Origin of the sequence: Campylobacter concisus (assembly GCF_002913745.1) — a bacterium.
In the GTDB taxonomy this organism is placed as follows: Bacteria; Campylobacterota; Campylobacteria; order Campylobacterales; family Campylobacteraceae; genus Campylobacter_A; species Campylobacter_A concisus_R.
On the sequence record NZ_PPCG01000020.1, the window covers coordinates 72642 to 86640 of the forward strand.

Annotated in this window: 15 protein-coding genes, 1 tRNA gene and 1 CRISPR repeat array; of the genes, 7 read left to right on the top strand and 9 right to left on the bottom strand. The window is 35.0% G+C overall.

All coding sequences use genetic code 11. From position 1 onward, the window contains the following. Positions 1-51: 51 nt before the first annotated feature. From rpsP to CYO90_RS10750, 6 genes are all read left to right on the top strand, one after another. Positions 52-279, top strand: coding sequence for a 30S ribosomal protein S16 (gene rpsP, locus CYO90_RS02340; protein ID WP_009293992.1), 228 nt, complete (start codon positions 52-54; stop codon positions 277-279). Next, complete coding sequence (locus CYO90_RS02345) at positions 279-521, top strand: KH domain-containing protein (protein WP_009293991.1); 243 nt, start codon at positions 279-281, stop codon at positions 519-521. The genes rpsP and CYO90_RS02345 overlap by 1 nt, the downstream gene beginning before the upstream one ends. Next, positions 514-1044 carry a ribosome maturation factor RimM gene (rimM, locus tag CYO90_RS02350; protein WP_103578302.1) on the top strand — a complete coding sequence of 177 codons (531 nt, stop codon included), beginning with the start codon at positions 514-516 and terminating at the stop codon, positions 1042-1044. The genes CYO90_RS02345 and rimM overlap by 8 nt, the downstream gene beginning before the upstream one ends. Next, on the top strand, positions 1041-1733 hold the full coding sequence (gene trmD / locus CYO90_RS02355; protein ID WP_103578303.1) for a tRNA (guanosine(37)-N1)-methyltransferase TrmD: 693 nt from the start codon (positions 1041-1043) through the stop codon (positions 1731-1733). Before rimM ends, trmD begins: the two co-directional genes overlap by 4 nt. Before the next feature lie 8 nt (positions 1734-1741). After that, positions 1742-2098 carry a 50S ribosomal protein L19 gene (gene rplS, locus CYO90_RS02360; protein ID WP_002941851.1) on the top strand — a complete coding sequence of 119 codons (357 nt, stop codon included), beginning with the start codon at positions 1742-1744 and terminating at the stop codon, positions 2096-2098. Positions 2099-2233: 135 nt separating this feature from the next. Further along, positions 2234-2743 (top strand): helix-hairpin-helix domain-containing protein, encoded by a 510-nt coding sequence (locus CYO90_RS10750; RefSeq protein ID WP_103578304.1) that lies wholly within the window; start codon positions 2234-2236, stop codon positions 2741-2743. A 161-nt stretch (positions 2744-2904) separates the two neighbouring features. Here the strand turns inward: CYO90_RS10750 and CYO90_RS02370 are convergent, their stop codons facing one another. The 9 genes from CYO90_RS02370 to CYO90_RS02410 all read right to left on the bottom strand — a co-directional run bounded on the left by CYO90_RS02370 (position 2905) and on the right by CYO90_RS02410 (position 13706). Continuing rightward, on the bottom strand, positions 2905-3084 hold the full coding sequence (locus CYO90_RS02370; RefSeq protein WP_103578305.1) for a S26 family signal peptidase: 180 nt from the start codon (positions 3082-3084) through the stop codon (positions 2905-2907). A 246-nt stretch (positions 3085-3330) separates the two neighbouring features. Then, positions 3331-5000: direct repeats of the CRISPR family, unit length 30 nt; unit sequence GTTTCAAACTCCAACGGAGTAAATTCTAAT. A gap of 153 nt (positions 5001-5153) precedes the next feature. Continuing rightward, positions 5154-6152 carry a CRISPR-associated endonuclease Cas1 gene (gene cas1 / locus CYO90_RS02375; RefSeq protein WP_103578306.1) on the bottom strand — a complete coding sequence of 333 codons (999 nt, stop codon included), beginning with the start codon at positions 6150-6152 and terminating at the stop codon, positions 5154-5156. Between the two features lie 9 nt (positions 6153-6161). Next, entirely contained in the window at positions 6162-6440 is a 279-nt protein-coding gene (gene cas2 / locus CYO90_RS02380) for a CRISPR-associated endonuclease Cas2 (RefSeq protein ID WP_012139911.1), read from the bottom strand. A gap of 8 nt (positions 6441-6448) precedes the next feature. After that, entirely contained in the window at positions 6449-6949 is a 501-nt protein-coding gene (locus tag CYO90_RS02385) for a CRISPR-associated protein Cas4 (RefSeq protein WP_103578307.1), read from the bottom strand. Continuing rightward, complete coding sequence (locus CYO90_RS02390) at positions 6949-9147, bottom strand: CRISPR-associated helicase/endonuclease Cas3 (RefSeq protein WP_103578308.1); 2199 nt, start codon at positions 9145-9147, stop codon at positions 6949-6951. Before CYO90_RS02390 ends, CYO90_RS02385 begins: the two co-directional genes overlap by 1 nt. Beyond that, positions 9125-9835 (bottom strand): CRISPR-associated protein Cas5, encoded by a 711-nt coding sequence (gene cas5 / locus CYO90_RS02395; protein WP_103578309.1) that lies wholly within the window; start codon positions 9833-9835, stop codon positions 9125-9127. The genes CYO90_RS02390 and cas5 overlap by 23 nt, the downstream gene beginning before the upstream one ends. 1 nt (position 9836) lies before the next feature. Then, positions 9837-10778 carry a type I-B CRISPR-associated protein Cas7/Csh2 gene (gene cas7b, locus CYO90_RS02400; protein WP_103578310.1) on the bottom strand — a complete coding sequence of 314 codons (942 nt, stop codon included), beginning with the start codon at positions 10776-10778 and terminating at the stop codon, positions 9837-9839. Positions 10779-10788: 10 nt separating this feature from the next. After that, complete coding sequence (locus CYO90_RS02405; RefSeq protein ID WP_103578311.1) at positions 10789-12555, bottom strand: TM1802 family CRISPR-associated protein; 1767 nt, start codon at positions 12553-12555, stop codon at positions 10789-10791. A 464-nt stretch (positions 12556-13019) separates the two neighbouring features. Then, on the bottom strand, positions 13020-13706 hold the full coding sequence (locus CYO90_RS02410; protein WP_103578312.1) for a CRISPR-associated endoribonuclease Cas6: 687 nt from the start codon (positions 13704-13706) through the stop codon (positions 13020-13022). A 210-nt stretch (positions 13707-13916) separates the two neighbouring features. Between CYO90_RS02410 and CYO90_RS02415 the strand changes: the two genes are divergently transcribed. Then, positions 13917-13992: transfer RNA gene (locus CYO90_RS02415), tRNA-Lys, on the top strand. The last annotated feature ends 7 nt before the right edge of the window (positions 13993-13999 follow it).

Below are 13999 nucleotides of genomic sequence, written 5' to 3' on the forward strand. Positions count from 1 at the left end.
TATTTATTATCTAAATTTAAGCTTTATTTAAAAACAAGAGGAGAATATAATATGGCAACAGTAGTAAGACTAACAAGAATGGGACGTAAAAAAAGACCTTTTTATCGTATAGTTGTTACAGATAGCAGAAAAAGACGCGATAGCGGTTGGATAGAGAGCATTGGTTATTACAACCCTATGGTTGAGCCAAATGTTATAAATTTCAACAAAGAGAGATTGGATTACTGGAAAAGCGTCGGTGCTAAACTTAGCGACAGAGTTGCACAAATTACAAAATAATGGTTGAAAATTTTTTATACGAATACGCCAAGCTTATAGCTGATTTTCCTGAAAAGGTGACTATTGAGCGTCAAGAGCTTGGTGAAAATTTTGTCGAGATCATTATAAGTGCTGATAAGGTTGATACTGGAAAGCTTATCGGTAAAGACGGCAAAATGATAAATGCTATAAAGACCGTTATTATTGGCTGTAAAGCCAAAGACAATACAAGTTATAGAGTAACGGTAAAAGCTATTGAATAGTGATATTGTTGAAGTCGCTACCATCGGGAGATGTGTTGGTTTAAAAGGCTATTTAAAGCTTCGCAACAAGAGCGACTTCCCAGAGCAATTTAAAAAAGGCACAACCTTTTTTGATAAAAACGATAATCAGCTCATCATAAAAGACTACAACAGACAAAAAGAGCTGGTTTTGTTTGAAAAATTTGATGACTTAGACCTTGCTAAAACACTAGTAAACAAAACTATCTATACCACAAAAGAACTTACTAGAAAAAACTGCAAACTAAAAAAAGATGAATTTTTTCACTTTGATATCATTGGTTTAAAAGTTGTAGAAAATGGCGAAATTTTAGGTATTGTAGAAGATATCCAAGATAATTTTGCAAATTCACTTTTATACATAAAAACTGACGAAAGACTTATCGCAGCTGGCAAACCAAAGAATTTCTACATTCCATATTTGGAGCATTTTATCGAAAGCGTAAATTTGGATAGTAGAGAGATATTGGTAAAAGGCGCTAAAGATATCTTAGAAAATTCATGAAATTTACTTTTATTACACTTTTTGAAAATTTAGTCAAACCTTACTTTTGCGATTCTATTTTAAAACGCGCGATTAACAATAAATGTATAGAAATTGATTTCATAAATCCAAGAAATTTTACCAACAATAAGCATAATAAAGTTGATGACTATATGATAGGAGGTGGAGCAGGCCTTTTGATGTTTCCGCAGCCTTTGGATGAGTCGATCAAATTTCTAAAAGAAAAAGACAAAAATGCCCATGTTATTTTTTTGACGCCAGCTGGTAAAAAATTTAGTCAAAATGACGCAAAAAGGCTTTCTAAAAAAGATCATATTTGTTTTGTCTGCAGTAGATATGAAGGTCTTGATGAGAGAGTTATTGAGCTTTGGGCGGATGAAGTTTTTTGTATAGGTGATTTTATTTTAACTGGCGGAGAGTTACCCGCACTTTGTATGAGTGACGCGATATCAAGAAATGTGCCCGGAGTTTTAGGAAACGACATGAGCCTTGAAGTGGAGAGTTTTGAAGGCAATCTGCTTGAAGCCCCATCTTTTACAAAACCTGATCATTTTAAATCCATCTTTGTGGTTTCAGAGTTTTTAAAGGGTAATCATGCTAAAATCCACAACTTAAAAAACAAGATGGCTCACTGCAAAACAAGGTACTTTCGCCCTGATTTATATCAAAAGCTAAAGCCACATAAATAAGGAAAAACATGAGAAATAAATACATTGAAGCGTTTGAAAATGCTCAAATTGCTGGTAAGAATATCCCTGACTTCCGTGCAGGAGATACATTGCGTGTGGCTACTCGTATTCACGAGGGAGACAAAACGAGAATTCAAAATTTTGAAGGCATTTGTATAGCTAGACGTGGTAGCGGTACTGGTGAAACATTTATCATCAGAAAAATCGGCGCTAACAGTGTTGGTGTTGAGAGAATTTTCCCAATATTTAGCGATTCTATCGAAGAGATAAAGGTTCTTAGAAAAGGTCGTGTTAGAAGAGCTAAGCTATTCTATCTACGCGAACTACGTGGTAAGGCTGCTAAGATCCGCGAACTTAGAAAATAAAACTTTTCCCTGAAATTTTCAGGGATTCTCTACTATAAGCTATATTTAAAATCATTTTTATATTACTTCATATTTATACTTCATTAATCACTCTTTGCTAGAATTTTACCTCAAATTTACTTTTAAGGAATGGAAATGAAAAAAATTTTGATTTCACTTGCAGCTATTGCGTCTTTGGCTATGGCAGCAATCAATCTAAACACAGCTACAAAAGAGGAACTTATGAGTCTTGATGGTATCGGCAGTGCAAAAGCAGATGCTATCATCGAGTATAGAAAAGCAAATAAATTTAACTCAATCGACGATCTCAAAAATGTAAATGGCATCGGCGATAAAACTTTTGATAACCTAAAAGGTGAAATTTCTACTACTGGTAAGAGCGAAATAAGCGAAAAAGCAAAAGCTGGTAAGAAGAAAATGGATGAGGCAAAAGACGAGATGAAAGAAAAAATCTCTGATAAAAAAGATAAATTTAAAAAGAAAGCTTCTAAAACTAAAGAAGAGCTAACTTCTAATAAAGAAGATGAAACTAGTATGAGTGAAAAAGCAAAAGATGAAAAAGACAAAGTTGTTGACAAAGTAAAAGAAAAGAAAGAAAAAGCTGTTTCAAAAGCTAAATCTAAAAAAGAAAAACTAGAGAAATAAAACATTTTAAAACCTGCTTGTTTTTACAAGTAGGTTTTAAAAATTCATATATTTTTTGTTTTAATTATAGTTGACAAAAAAATTCACAACCTTTTTTAAATTTCATTAATCCGATAATTTGCTTCATTATAATCTTTAGCTAAGGTTTTTGCTAATTTGTGCTAAAACAGCTGCCATCTAACTTTACCAATTAAAAATTTATATGGAACTGCCCCGAAAAAACGACTATCAAAAGAGTGATTGCGGTTGTCGCCAACCATGAAAAATGTATCTTTTTCTAACTTCCATATAGAAACATTTTGACAACTCGGAGTATCTAAATTTGATTTAAATGAAGCCATTTCTGAGGCATCTGTATTATTAAGAATTTCTTTTGATCCTTTTTTTGATATTCATGTTCTAGAATATTGAATATTGCTGCATTATCTTCATCATAGTGTTTATCTGCAAATTGTTCTTTATGTGGATCAAAAATAAATTCTTTGCCTTGCGGACGTTTTAAACAAAGATCATAGTAAGTAATTTTTGTAAAAATAATAGTGTAGCAACTATTTTTACTCTAATGTGTAAAGTTGTCTTTTAAAATTATCTCAAACTCCAACGGAGTAAATTCTAATCGTGCTAAAAGATGAAAAGAGAGAGCAAAACCAAGTTTCAAACTCCAACGGAGTAAATTCTAATTCAAGTTGCAAAATGACGAAATAGTAAATTTAGGAAAGTTTCAAACTCCAACGGAGTAAATTCTAATATGATGTTATCGAACTTTGCCTCGCGCACGTTGAAGTGTTTCAAACTCCAACGGAGTAAATTCTAATTCAGCCAGCATAAAAACAAAAGGTAAGTTTTTATTAAGTTTCAAACTCCAACGGAGTAAATTCTAATGAATTCGTCTTGTGGCAGTTCCCTTATTTTAGCTAGTTTCAAACTCCAACGGAGTAAATTCTAATACTGGGATTAAATGCATCTTTCCCTTTGACCCTATATTGTTTCAAACTCCAACGGAGTAAATTCTAATTGCATATATTAGGAAAAACGCAGAGCATAAAAACACGTTTCAAACTCCAACGGAGTAAATTCTAATTTTGCCCTTTGCGTTCATTTGGTGCTAACCTCAAAGTTTCAAACTCCAACGGAGTAAATTCTAATACCATACAAGATAAACAATGAACGCCCTATCGCCAGTTTCAAACTCCAACGGAGTAAATTCTAATAGCAAAAGAAAAGCCATATTTTGTCAGCGACGGCGAGTTTCAAACTCCAACGGAGTAAATTCTAATCGTGCATGAATAGCGCAAACACCAGTTGGAATGCTGTTTTAAACTCCAACGGAGTAAATTCTAATTGAAAACCAGAAGCGCATCGGTGTGATCAAATACGGTTTCAAACTCCAACGGAGTAAATTCTAATAAAGCGTTCACCGTTAAAACTCATAGCCAAAAGAGGTTTCAAACTCCAACGGAGTAAATTCTAATTTTAAACTTACGCCACTACCTATCATATCTTTGGCGGGTTTCAAACTCCAACGGAGTAAATTCTAATAAACGTGCCTATCTTACGGCTTGTTACTTCAATCATGTTTCAAACTCCAACGGAGTAAATTCTAATTGAGCGTTTTGGTTATTACCGCGAGATCAGATACGGGTTTCAAACTCCAACGGAGTAAATTCTAATATATCTTCAACCCTGACGCCTAGATACTTCGCACGTTTCAAACTCCAACGGAGTAAATTCTAATTTTGGCGCTTCTTAGATAAGCGTTGCTATTAGTGTGTTTCAAACTCCAACGGAGTAAATTCTAATAAAATAGCTCCACGTAACGCTTACCTCGCCGTTGCGTTTCAAACTCCAACGGAGTAAATTCTAATCTAGGCTTTCATTTACGTTCAAAGCCTTGGCTATGTTTCAAACTCCAACGGAGTAAATTCTAATAATTAAATTCTCGCCTCACGGCCATTCCTTTTTTATCGTTTCAAACTCCAACGGAGTAAATTCTAATTTATTGGAATAATTTAAAAAGTGGGACGTATTACTAGTTTCAAACTCCAACGGAGTAAATTCTAATGTTAGCCCTAACTCTTTCAAGGCTTCATCACGAGGTTTCAAACTCCAACGGAGTAAATTCTAATTATCTTTTTGTTTATTGCTTTGTCAATCACTGCACGTTTCAAACTCCAACGGAGTAAATTCTAATCCCACTCTAGGTTTGTATTGTCGCTAGGTATTTGATGTTTCAAACTCCAACGGAGTAAATTCTAATAGCACCAAAAAGCCTATTTTATAGGCATTCTAGTGCAAGAAGTCTATATTTTTTCGCCTTAAAGTTGACTAAAATTTAGCCATGTGCAAATACGCCAAGCCCTAAATTTCAAGCTTTTTAAAATCTTAAAAAACGCTTTATTAAAATGCGATTTCACTCCCACCTAAATCCTTCATAAGGCGCATCCTCGCAGATACACTTTTTAAGCTTATTTGCTTCGCGGCGGATCACCTGCCTCCACGTTAGCTCCCTACCGCCCACCGTGAGCGTCTCGCAAAGGCGCGAGATCATCTTTAGCTCGATCTTTTGCACGGCGTCGTTGCTAAATTTTATCCTGCCGGCGTCCGTTTGGAAGTCCTTTACGGTGATCTCTTTTTTATTTAGCAAGTTAAAAATCAGCGTATCGCCCAAGATCGGCTTAAAAATCTCCGCAAGATCGAGATGTAGGCTTAGCGCGCGGTAGTTTGGCTCGTGCAAAAAGCCGATGCGAGGATCTAGCTCGGTCTTGTAAATTTCACTTAGGCAGATGTTGTAGATACGCGTATTTGCGTAGCTTATGAAGCTGTTGATCTTATCAGCGGGTGGGCGTTTTGAGCGGACGGTAAATTTAAAGCTTCGCTGATCTGAGATGATCTCGTTCCACTTTTCGTAGTAGAGCTTTTGAAATGCACCCTCTACCGCCATTATTGCAGGCACGCTAGTGGCGGCATCTAGTGCCTTTAAGTATGGCTGTGCGTCAAATTTCACGCCGTGTCTTTTGCAGTTTGCCGCGTCGTTTATAATGTGGGCTCGAGTTATCTCGCGCGCGATATATGCACGTTTGATCGGATCGTCAAAAGAGCGGAGCTGGCACAGCAACACAAAGCCGCTTTTATTTACAGAGTTTGGCGTATTTGGGTAGAAATTCCCGCGAAAACTCTGATACGGGCTAAAGATGTGCAAAAGGATGTTATTATCCGCTAAAAATGCGATGGTGTAGGTGTCGATCTGCACCTTTGCCAGCATGTAAATTTCATCGATCGCGTTTATTGGCAAAATTTTACTAGCGATAAGCGCGCCCGTCTCGTCAAATTTTTCAAAGTAGATATTGTTATCTTGCCTGTAAAGCCTACCTGGACTAAGTATAAAGTGCGTTCTGTCGCTCTTTTGCATATTTGCTCCTTAGCTAAATACCGGGCTATTTTTATCTACGCCAATGACGATGCGCTCGGAGTATTTTAGTGAGTTAAATGTATAGATGACGATGGAGTCTAGCTCGCTTACGCACTCTTTTTGCAGCGTCTTGCTTAGCTTTTTAAAGTCGCTCTCGCGGATCTCGCCCTCATAGACTGAAAACTGCACGCGAGGCAGAAACTTCTCGACCGCTTTTCTGATACGATTTGCGTTATTTCGCTCTTTTTGCTCGCACCCTGCGATGTCGTAAAAAAGTATCACATACATCTTGTCTCCTAAGCAGTGCAATAGTCGTGATATGCGCAGTTTTGGCAAAATTTACCATGCGTAAATTTTGGCGGCTTCTCTAAATTTGCAAGTGCGCTTATCTCACTTAAAATTTGTTCCATTAGAGCAAAATTTTCGCTGGTGTCATCAACTAAAATCACCTTTTTACCGCTTATTAGCTTGCCTTTTACCTCTTTTAAATTTAAGCCCGTTTTTAAAAGATAGATGTAAAAAAGTAGTTGCATCTTGCCTGCAAGCTCGTTTTTTAGGCTCTTTTTATATTCCGTGATGAGGTAGTGGCCGTGCTGCTTTGAGAGTTTGTCAAATTTAAGGTTGCCAAAGGCAAATTCTTGTAGATCTCGCTCTTTGATATCAGCCAAAGCCTTGCCCATCAGCACGTTTTCATCCTCTTGGTCCGCGTGGATCTGATGTGCGTAAAGCCACGCCTCGCGCTTACAGGTGACGTAGTAATTCACAAGTGTACCAGTGATCTGATCTTTTGAGAACATTAGTCAAACACCTCGTCGGTTATGTCTAAATTTGTATCCTTTTTAAGGCCGCACTCGGCACTATAAAAATAAGACGAGCCAAACGGCAGATAAAACATATCATTAAGCCCATTTATCTGTTTTAAATTCGGCATTAGCTTATTTATATCTTTTAACGTTACATTTATGCTAAATTTCGACAACTTTCTGATGTGGTTTTTAAAAAGATCTCTTATGGTAAATTTCTCATTTGGACTATTTTTGATCTCAAAAATTCTAGCTTCAAAATCTTTAATGAAATTTTCTTCAGGCTCGATTATTATGGTTTGTTTGTAATTGTCGTTCATGATATCCTCGATTTTTTGATTTATATTTTCAAATTCCAGCTTTTCTATCTCGCTTTTTATATGCAAATTTTCCAGTTGATTGCTTATCTTTTGAAAATACAAATTTGAAATTTCTAAAATTTCGCTCTCTCGCACCTCTTTTTGCTTAAGATCGCTCAAAATAGTTCCACTTACTTTATATAGATCGCCGTAAATCAAATTTGTAAATTTGCTTATTTCAGGAAAGACGTATAGCTCGCCCCTTGTTGCTCCAAAATGCCTATTTACGCGCCCTGCTGTTTGTATGATAGAGCTAATGGGCGAGACTTCGCGAAACCCAATGTCAAAGTCAAGATCCACTCCAGCTTCTATGGACTGCGTGGAGATAAGTAAAATTTTGCTTGCGAGCGGATCAACTTTGTTTTTATCTATCGCGCACCTTACAGCCTCGATAGTAGCACGTTTGTGATCATCATACATATATCCGTTTAGGCAAAAGCAGTTAAATTTATCCCTTAGTTTAGCAAATAGCTCTTGCGCTTTTTTGATCGTATTTACGACGACTAGAGTATTTTTATCGCTTGCGGTTTCGCAAATCTTTTCTAAAAGCTCATCTTCGCCGCCTATATCAAGCCATTTTATGACATATCTATCCTGCTTTGAAAAATAGTCTAAATTTGAAATTTCTTTAAATTTTTCGCTTTTTATGACCGGCATCGTCGCTGACATAAATATAAAAATAGTGCCAAGTCGCTGCGAAACGATCTCGCAAAGCAGGATAAAATCTTTTCTAAAGTTATATGGGATCGCTTGCGCCTCATCGATGATAACGACGCTATTTTTTAGCTGATTAAATTTAACGTTGTCTTTGTTTTTGTTACCAAATAGCGCAAATATCAGCTGATAAAGCGTAGTCACGTTTATCTCGCCGCTAAAAGATTCCATTAGAAATTTGATCTTTGAGTATCTGTCTTCGTCGGTTAAATTTTCTTCATCTACCATTGTTTTGTGGTGAGCCTTGCTGACCAAAATATCGCTATTTTTATAAATTTTCGCGAATATATCATAGGTTTGATCGATTATTGAGGTAAATGGAAGCGCATAAATTATGCGTGATTTTTTAAATTTCAATGCAAAGTTTAATGCCGTCAAGGTCTTGCCGTAGCCAGTCGGTGCAGTCAAAATAAAAAGTTTGCGCTCTTTGTCAAAGTTGTTTAAGACGAAATTTCTAAACGCATCTCTCTTTTCATTTGGCGGCAAATTTTTGATATCACTCTCTAAAACATCTATCGGTATATCTTTGCTTTGCTGCTTTGGCATGCTAAAGATCGCCTCAAATTTATCGCTATAAATCAAATTTGAATATAGGCTCTTAAAATTTATAAAGTCCTCATAGGTAAATTTGTGCCTGTACTGCGATAAAATTAAGTATTGACGAAGCTTTTCCGCTCTATCTAAAAACTCATCTTTTTTTGTAGATAACTCCAAATAGATCTTAATGTTTTTAGCAGCGCCAGCCACTTCATCCCACTGCTCTAGCTCTTTTTGGTTTTTGAAAAATTTATTAGCTTCTCTGGCTAGCGTCATTAAATTTACCACGTCGCCGTGGTGCGAAACGATAGCAAGAAAGCCAAACAGGGTTGGCATCTCATCAAATTTTGAGTTTAGCAAGAAAAAATATGCCGACAAGAGCGAGTGGTTTTTATCTAGCTTGTCGTTTGAAGTATCTCTGATATAAATTTGAAAATTATTTTTCAGTTTTGCGATGTCGTGATAGAGTTTGACCTGCTTATCCAGCTCATCGTCGTCAGGCGAGATCATATTTTTTATATGATTTTCTAAAAGTTTATTTGGATGAGACCAAAACTCGTCAAATAAAATAGACTCTTTCATCATTTATCTGATAAATATTTCCATGATTTTTAGATTTTATAAGCTCTTTGCCGTTTATCTCCATAACAAAGTCTTTAAAATCTTTAAAAATTCGTCCATTTTCGCAGCCACAAGGCATTCTTGCCGTAGTTAATTTCACATTTTCATCAATGCCTTCAAAAACAAAGTCATCCATAAGCATAAATGTGTTTATAAAGCTTTCATCTTGCGATATTTTTTCGCATATTTTTATATCTATCCAGCTAAAATCCGCTATGCAAAAATTTATCCCAAGATAGGGCGTAAAGGCGGTTTTATGCTCTTTTAAATTTGAGATTATTTTATCTTGATAGCATTGCTCTAAATTTTCTAAATTTAAAAATATGACATAAGATGGCGAGCAGATTAGTTCTCTGTAAAACTGCTTTTTCTCTTTTGCGTTTTGATAGCCTTCTTCTATGTGTATATTACTTGATAGGGCAAATTTTATGCCGTTAAAAACAAAGCTCTTTTTTAAAATTTGCCTATCTATTTTTACGCTGTATTGGATGCTTGATAGCTTAAAGTACTCTTCTTCGCCTATAACGGCGCCTAAAAAGCCCATTATAGTGGTCTTTGGTGGCACTGGATAGGTTAAGCTAGAATAAATCGTCGCCGGATGCGAAAAATGAGCGTAATCGCCAAATAATCTAAAAGCAACAATGCTCATTTTATGCCTCTATCTTTTTCCAACTGCTGTCAAAATTCCCTTTATTTATCGCTTCAAAATCATAATCGCTCATATACTCTATCTTTTCTATATTTGCAGCGTATCTTGCGAGTTTATTTTTTAAATTTGTAAAGTCGATAGTGTATTCGTTGATGCTTCTTATCACTCTATCTTCTTTTTCGCTTTTTAGGCTTATGCTATTGTTTAGATCGCCTGCAAACGTATCGTCTTTGTATGTGATGATTAGCATAAATCTTGGAGTTTGACCGATTTTGGAGCGAGTTGTCAGGTTTTTAGTACCGTGCCACAAAGCTTTTAAAATTTTAGCCTCATCGGCTTCGTTAAAGCCTGTTTTTGCTGCATTATAGTTATCTATGATGCCGTAAGTAGCAAAAATAGCGTATTTTATAAATTCCTCTTCTCTAAAAGTCGCTTGATCTTTTTGTTTTTTTGGATCATTTTGATCGTAGTCGCTAGCAAAAGCGCCAGTTCCTTTAACATGCTCTACTTCGACCTTGTTTAGGGATTTGCTTAGTCTAAACTGCACTGGTCCAGTAAATTGGACGCCTGCGGTTTTTATCTCTTTGTCTTGTTTCATCTCGTCTTTATCTGAAATAGGCAAAACTCCGCCAAATGCGCGGATATCGATAAATTTAGACAAAATTTCTCTTTGCAGTTCGCTTTTGTTTTGCTTTATGTTTATACTTTGTCTGATAGCCGTTTTAGCGTCTAGCAGGGCATCCTCTATCCTATACTCCTTTATAAAAATCGACGCCTCATCTTTTTTCATGATCTCATCTCTAATAGTCCTTTTTATACGCACGTCCGTCACCTCGGCTATGCCGGTCTCATCATCTCGCCTAGGAGCGTTATCCTTTAGCATGTCGCCATTTGGGTTCCAGTTCTCTCCGTCCCATAAAAAAAGTATCTCTTTTTTTTGCATTTTATTCTCCTTATTTTGTTTTTTCTTTTATAAATTTACGATAGTCGCTTCCACCCATAGCAAAGGCAAGCGTAGTATGTGAGGTTTTTACTATCTTTCTCTCCTTAGAAAAGACCTGCGGTAAAATTTCGATCAAACACTCTTTTATATTTTCAATGTTAGCATTTGGCTTGCCAGAAGCAGCCTTAAGCTTTCTAATCATCTCATCGCACTTTGTCCAAATTCGCTCCAAATTTTCCATACTTATTGATTCGCAGTCATTGAGCCAGTTGCTAAAAGATACGCCGCCGTTCACGCCAAGCTGCCAGTTTATCATGGCCGCGCTTAGCATACCGAGCAAATAAGCGCTAATGAGCGCATCGTTTTGATGTAAAAACTCGCTATTTTTGATTAGCTCTTTGATCAGTTCTTTTTTATCGGTTAAATTTTCCAAATCGCACTCCTTTTGAAAGACTAGTTTTTTGTTTAAGACATTGGTCTCATTAAAGAAATTTTGATATTTTGCAATATTTTCAAACTTTCTTTCTTTATAAAAATCGTTAAAGTATTTGCTCCATTCCAACTTTTTTGCGTAACTTTTATTGACGCTACCATAATAAATCAGATCGCTATATCTTTCTATCATAATCTCTAAATCAAATTTATTTCTTGATAGCAAAAAGCTCATCACACCAAGCCTGCTTTCAAATAAATTTTGCAGATAGATCGTCTCATCTGTGCCGCTATTTTTTTCATAGAAGGCTTTTATGTTAAAACGGCTCATTAAATTTGAGATGCGAGAGATAAAAGATGGTAAAACATCGTCTATCGCAAGCTTCAAATCGATAGCAGCGTTGCTTTGCGTGTAAAATAAAATCGTATTTAAAACAGGTAAATTTTCCTGCTTTTTAGCTGTTGTCTCGAGATAATAATCTATGCTAAATTTTATGGCTTCCTCGGCGATTTCAATATTTTTTATGTCGCTCTTTGAAGTCTCTTCAAGTATTTTTACAATCTCTTCTAAATTTACTGAGCTACTCAAAATAGTCGGTAAAATCGCCATTTTCATACCATAAAAATTATGCGATAGCTTATCTTTTATCGCTTTAAAGCCATTTTCTACCTTTTTTGCACTATTGGCGCTCAGTGGCAGGAGCTTTGATTTGATAAATTGCATATTAGCAGGCATCTCATATACCGAGCAAAATGCTAAATTTGCATCGCCGCCGATACCCTTTTCATTTGTCAAAATATCGTACCCGTAAGATGATTTTTGCTCTTTTACGCTGATATGATTTTCAAAAATTTGCTTAAAATATGCAGAAACCGGCTTGCCATTATATGAGAGCGAGAAAAAAGTAGCGACTTTTTTACCTTTTTCGTTTTTTAGCTCATCTAGACCTTTGATCTCATCTATAATACCAACAAAATACTCTTCATTTATGCTTGATAGTATGGATAAAATAGCGTCTTTTTCTATAATGCTTGGCTCAAAAAGGGAGAGCAAATTTGAAATAGATTTCAAAATGCCTCTTATAAATTTAGCTTCGTCTTTATTTATTTCTTTGGATAAAAATTGAGAATTTGGGAAAAGATTGCCAGAATTTGCTCCAACGCCAAATCTACATATTATTAAGTCATATTTACTTATATTGAAATTTGGCTCGATCTGCTTGGTCGCTATGTCGCAGAGATAGACTTTGATCTTGTCGTATTTGTGAGCGCCATTTTTGAGCTTAAGCTCTTCTTTTTCATATACTTCACCTATGTCAGCAAGAATTTTAACTATATCAGCCAAAATATTTTCCTTATTTTATTTAACTTAAAATTTTAAATATTTTTTAATTTTATGCATGCTCGACTTAAATATCTCTAAATTTAAGCTTATTTTGCAAGTTTAAAAAATAAAAATATAAATCAAGTATTTTTTATTATGCTTGTATTAGCTACAGTAAATACTGAACTCTATCCATTCTAAATTTATGTCAAAAATTTTAATGTCTACGATAAGACTAAAAAATATAAACAAAAAGCACAATATATATTTTCTTGTGCGATTAAAAAGCTTTTTAATTTTCAAATATAACCCTCCCAAATCTTTTTTATTTGCATATCATTATAATACAGAATAAAATATATTTCAAGTTATATTGTTTTAACGGTTAAAATGATTTTTGTTTTGACAAAAAATGTACTATAATACATATTAAAGAATAAGGTTCCCGCTGGGATTTGAAATTATTGTTTTAATGGTTTGTAACCTTATTCTTTTTCTTTTGTTATCTCTATAAAACCTACTCCATAGTTCATACATCCACTACCAACTCCCACATCAAGGATCAAATTTATAAGCTCTGGCCTTGCTTTGATATGCCATTTTGCAGGCCAAGCTTTGACTGGCATATTGTTGTTGCCATAGTAAAAATAAAAAGGTTTTTGTAAATTTTGCCAAAGCAAATTTAGCTCAAACTCGCCCTCATATTTATACCCAATAAGTGTTTCAAATCTTTGTAGCGCGTTTGTTTTCATCATTTCAAGATGTCTAGAGTCTTGCGGCTCAAGATGTACTTTGTATCCCAAAAGTCCAACAACCGAACACACTACGCATCCTTGAAAAGTAGCCTCATTTTGTGAAATTCTATGCTCTTTTACTGACACAGACGTGTCAAGCAAACAAATATTGCCAAGTTTTAATCCATCTTTTAGTACAGCAAAAGCGATCGTTTTTTCAAATTCTGGCACAAACGAGCTAAATCTTATTTCTAAACTTAAGCCATTTAATCTAAAATCAAAATTTGATCTTTTAAAATTTTTTCCACTCTCTTTATGTGTGTATCCGTCATGTTCAGCTTTTGGCAAATAGCTATAAATATAGCCTTGTATGAGCTTAGATAAAGACTTTGCTATTTTTAAATTTTGAGTAGGTAGGCGTGAATTTATAATGATCATACTTGCTCCTTATTTGTTGCTAAAATGGATTATAACTCAAAATTTTGTAAAAAATAGACAATTATATAAAATAAATTTTTTAGAATTTATTTTTTATTTTAAAATAATGTAACTAAATAAAATCAAAAACTTATTTTAAAATTCAAATGCTCTTTTCTTGACATATAATAATGTTTTTTGTATAATCTCAATTCTTTTTTAAATAATCATGTCTTGCTAGCTCAGTCGGTAGAGCATCTCACTTTTAATGAGGGGGCCGTTGGTTCGAATCCAACGCAGGACACCATTTTTGG

Bases quoted from the DNA above. Each gene is read 5' to 3' on its own strand.
- CYO90_RS02410 (WP_103578312.1), bottom strand. From the start codon at position 13,706: ATGATCATTATAAATTCACGCCTACCTACTCAAAATTTAAAAATAGCA.
- CYO90_RS10750 (WP_103578304.1), top strand. From the start codon at position 2,234: ATGAAAAAAATTTTGATTTCACTTGCAGCTATTGCGTCTTTGGCTATG.
- CYO90_RS02370 (WP_103578305.1), bottom strand. From the start codon at position 3,084: ATGGCTTCATTTAAATCAAATTTAGATACTCCGAGTTGTCAAAATGTT.
- cas7b (WP_103578310.1), bottom strand. From the start codon at position 10,778: ATGCAAAAAAAAGAGATACTTTTTTTATGGGACGGAGAGAACTGGAAC.
- rplS (WP_002941851.1), top strand. From the start codon at position 1,742: ATGAGAAATAAATACATTGAAGCGTTTGAAAATGCTCAAATTGCTGGT.
- CYO90_RS02345 (WP_009293991.1), top strand. From the start codon at position 279: ATGGTTGAAAATTTTTTATACGAATACGCCAAGCTTATAGCTGATTTT.
- rpsP (WP_009293992.1), top strand. From the start codon at position 52: ATGGCAACAGTAGTAAGACTAACAAGAATGGGACGTAAAAAAAGACCT.
- trmD (WP_103578303.1), top strand. From the start codon at position 1,041: ATGAAATTTACTTTTATTACACTTTTTGAAAATTTAGTCAAACCTTAC.
- cas2 (WP_012139911.1), bottom strand. From the start codon at position 6,440: ATGTATGTGATACTTTTTTACGACATCGCAGGGTGCGAGCAAAAAGAG.
- CYO90_RS02385 (WP_103578307.1), bottom strand. From the start codon at position 6,949: ATGTTCTCAAAAGATCAGATCACTGGTACACTTGTGAATTACTACGTC.
- cas5 (WP_103578309.1), bottom strand. From the start codon at position 9,835: ATGAGCATTGTTGCTTTTAGATTATTTGGCGATTACGCTCATTTTTCG.
- CYO90_RS02390 (WP_103578308.1), bottom strand. From the start codon at position 9,147: ATGAAAGAGTCTATTTTATTTGACGAGTTTTGGTCTCATCCAAATAAA.
- cas1 (WP_103578306.1), bottom strand. From the start codon at position 6,152: ATGCAAAAGAGCGACAGAACGCACTTTATACTTAGTCCAGGTAGGCTT.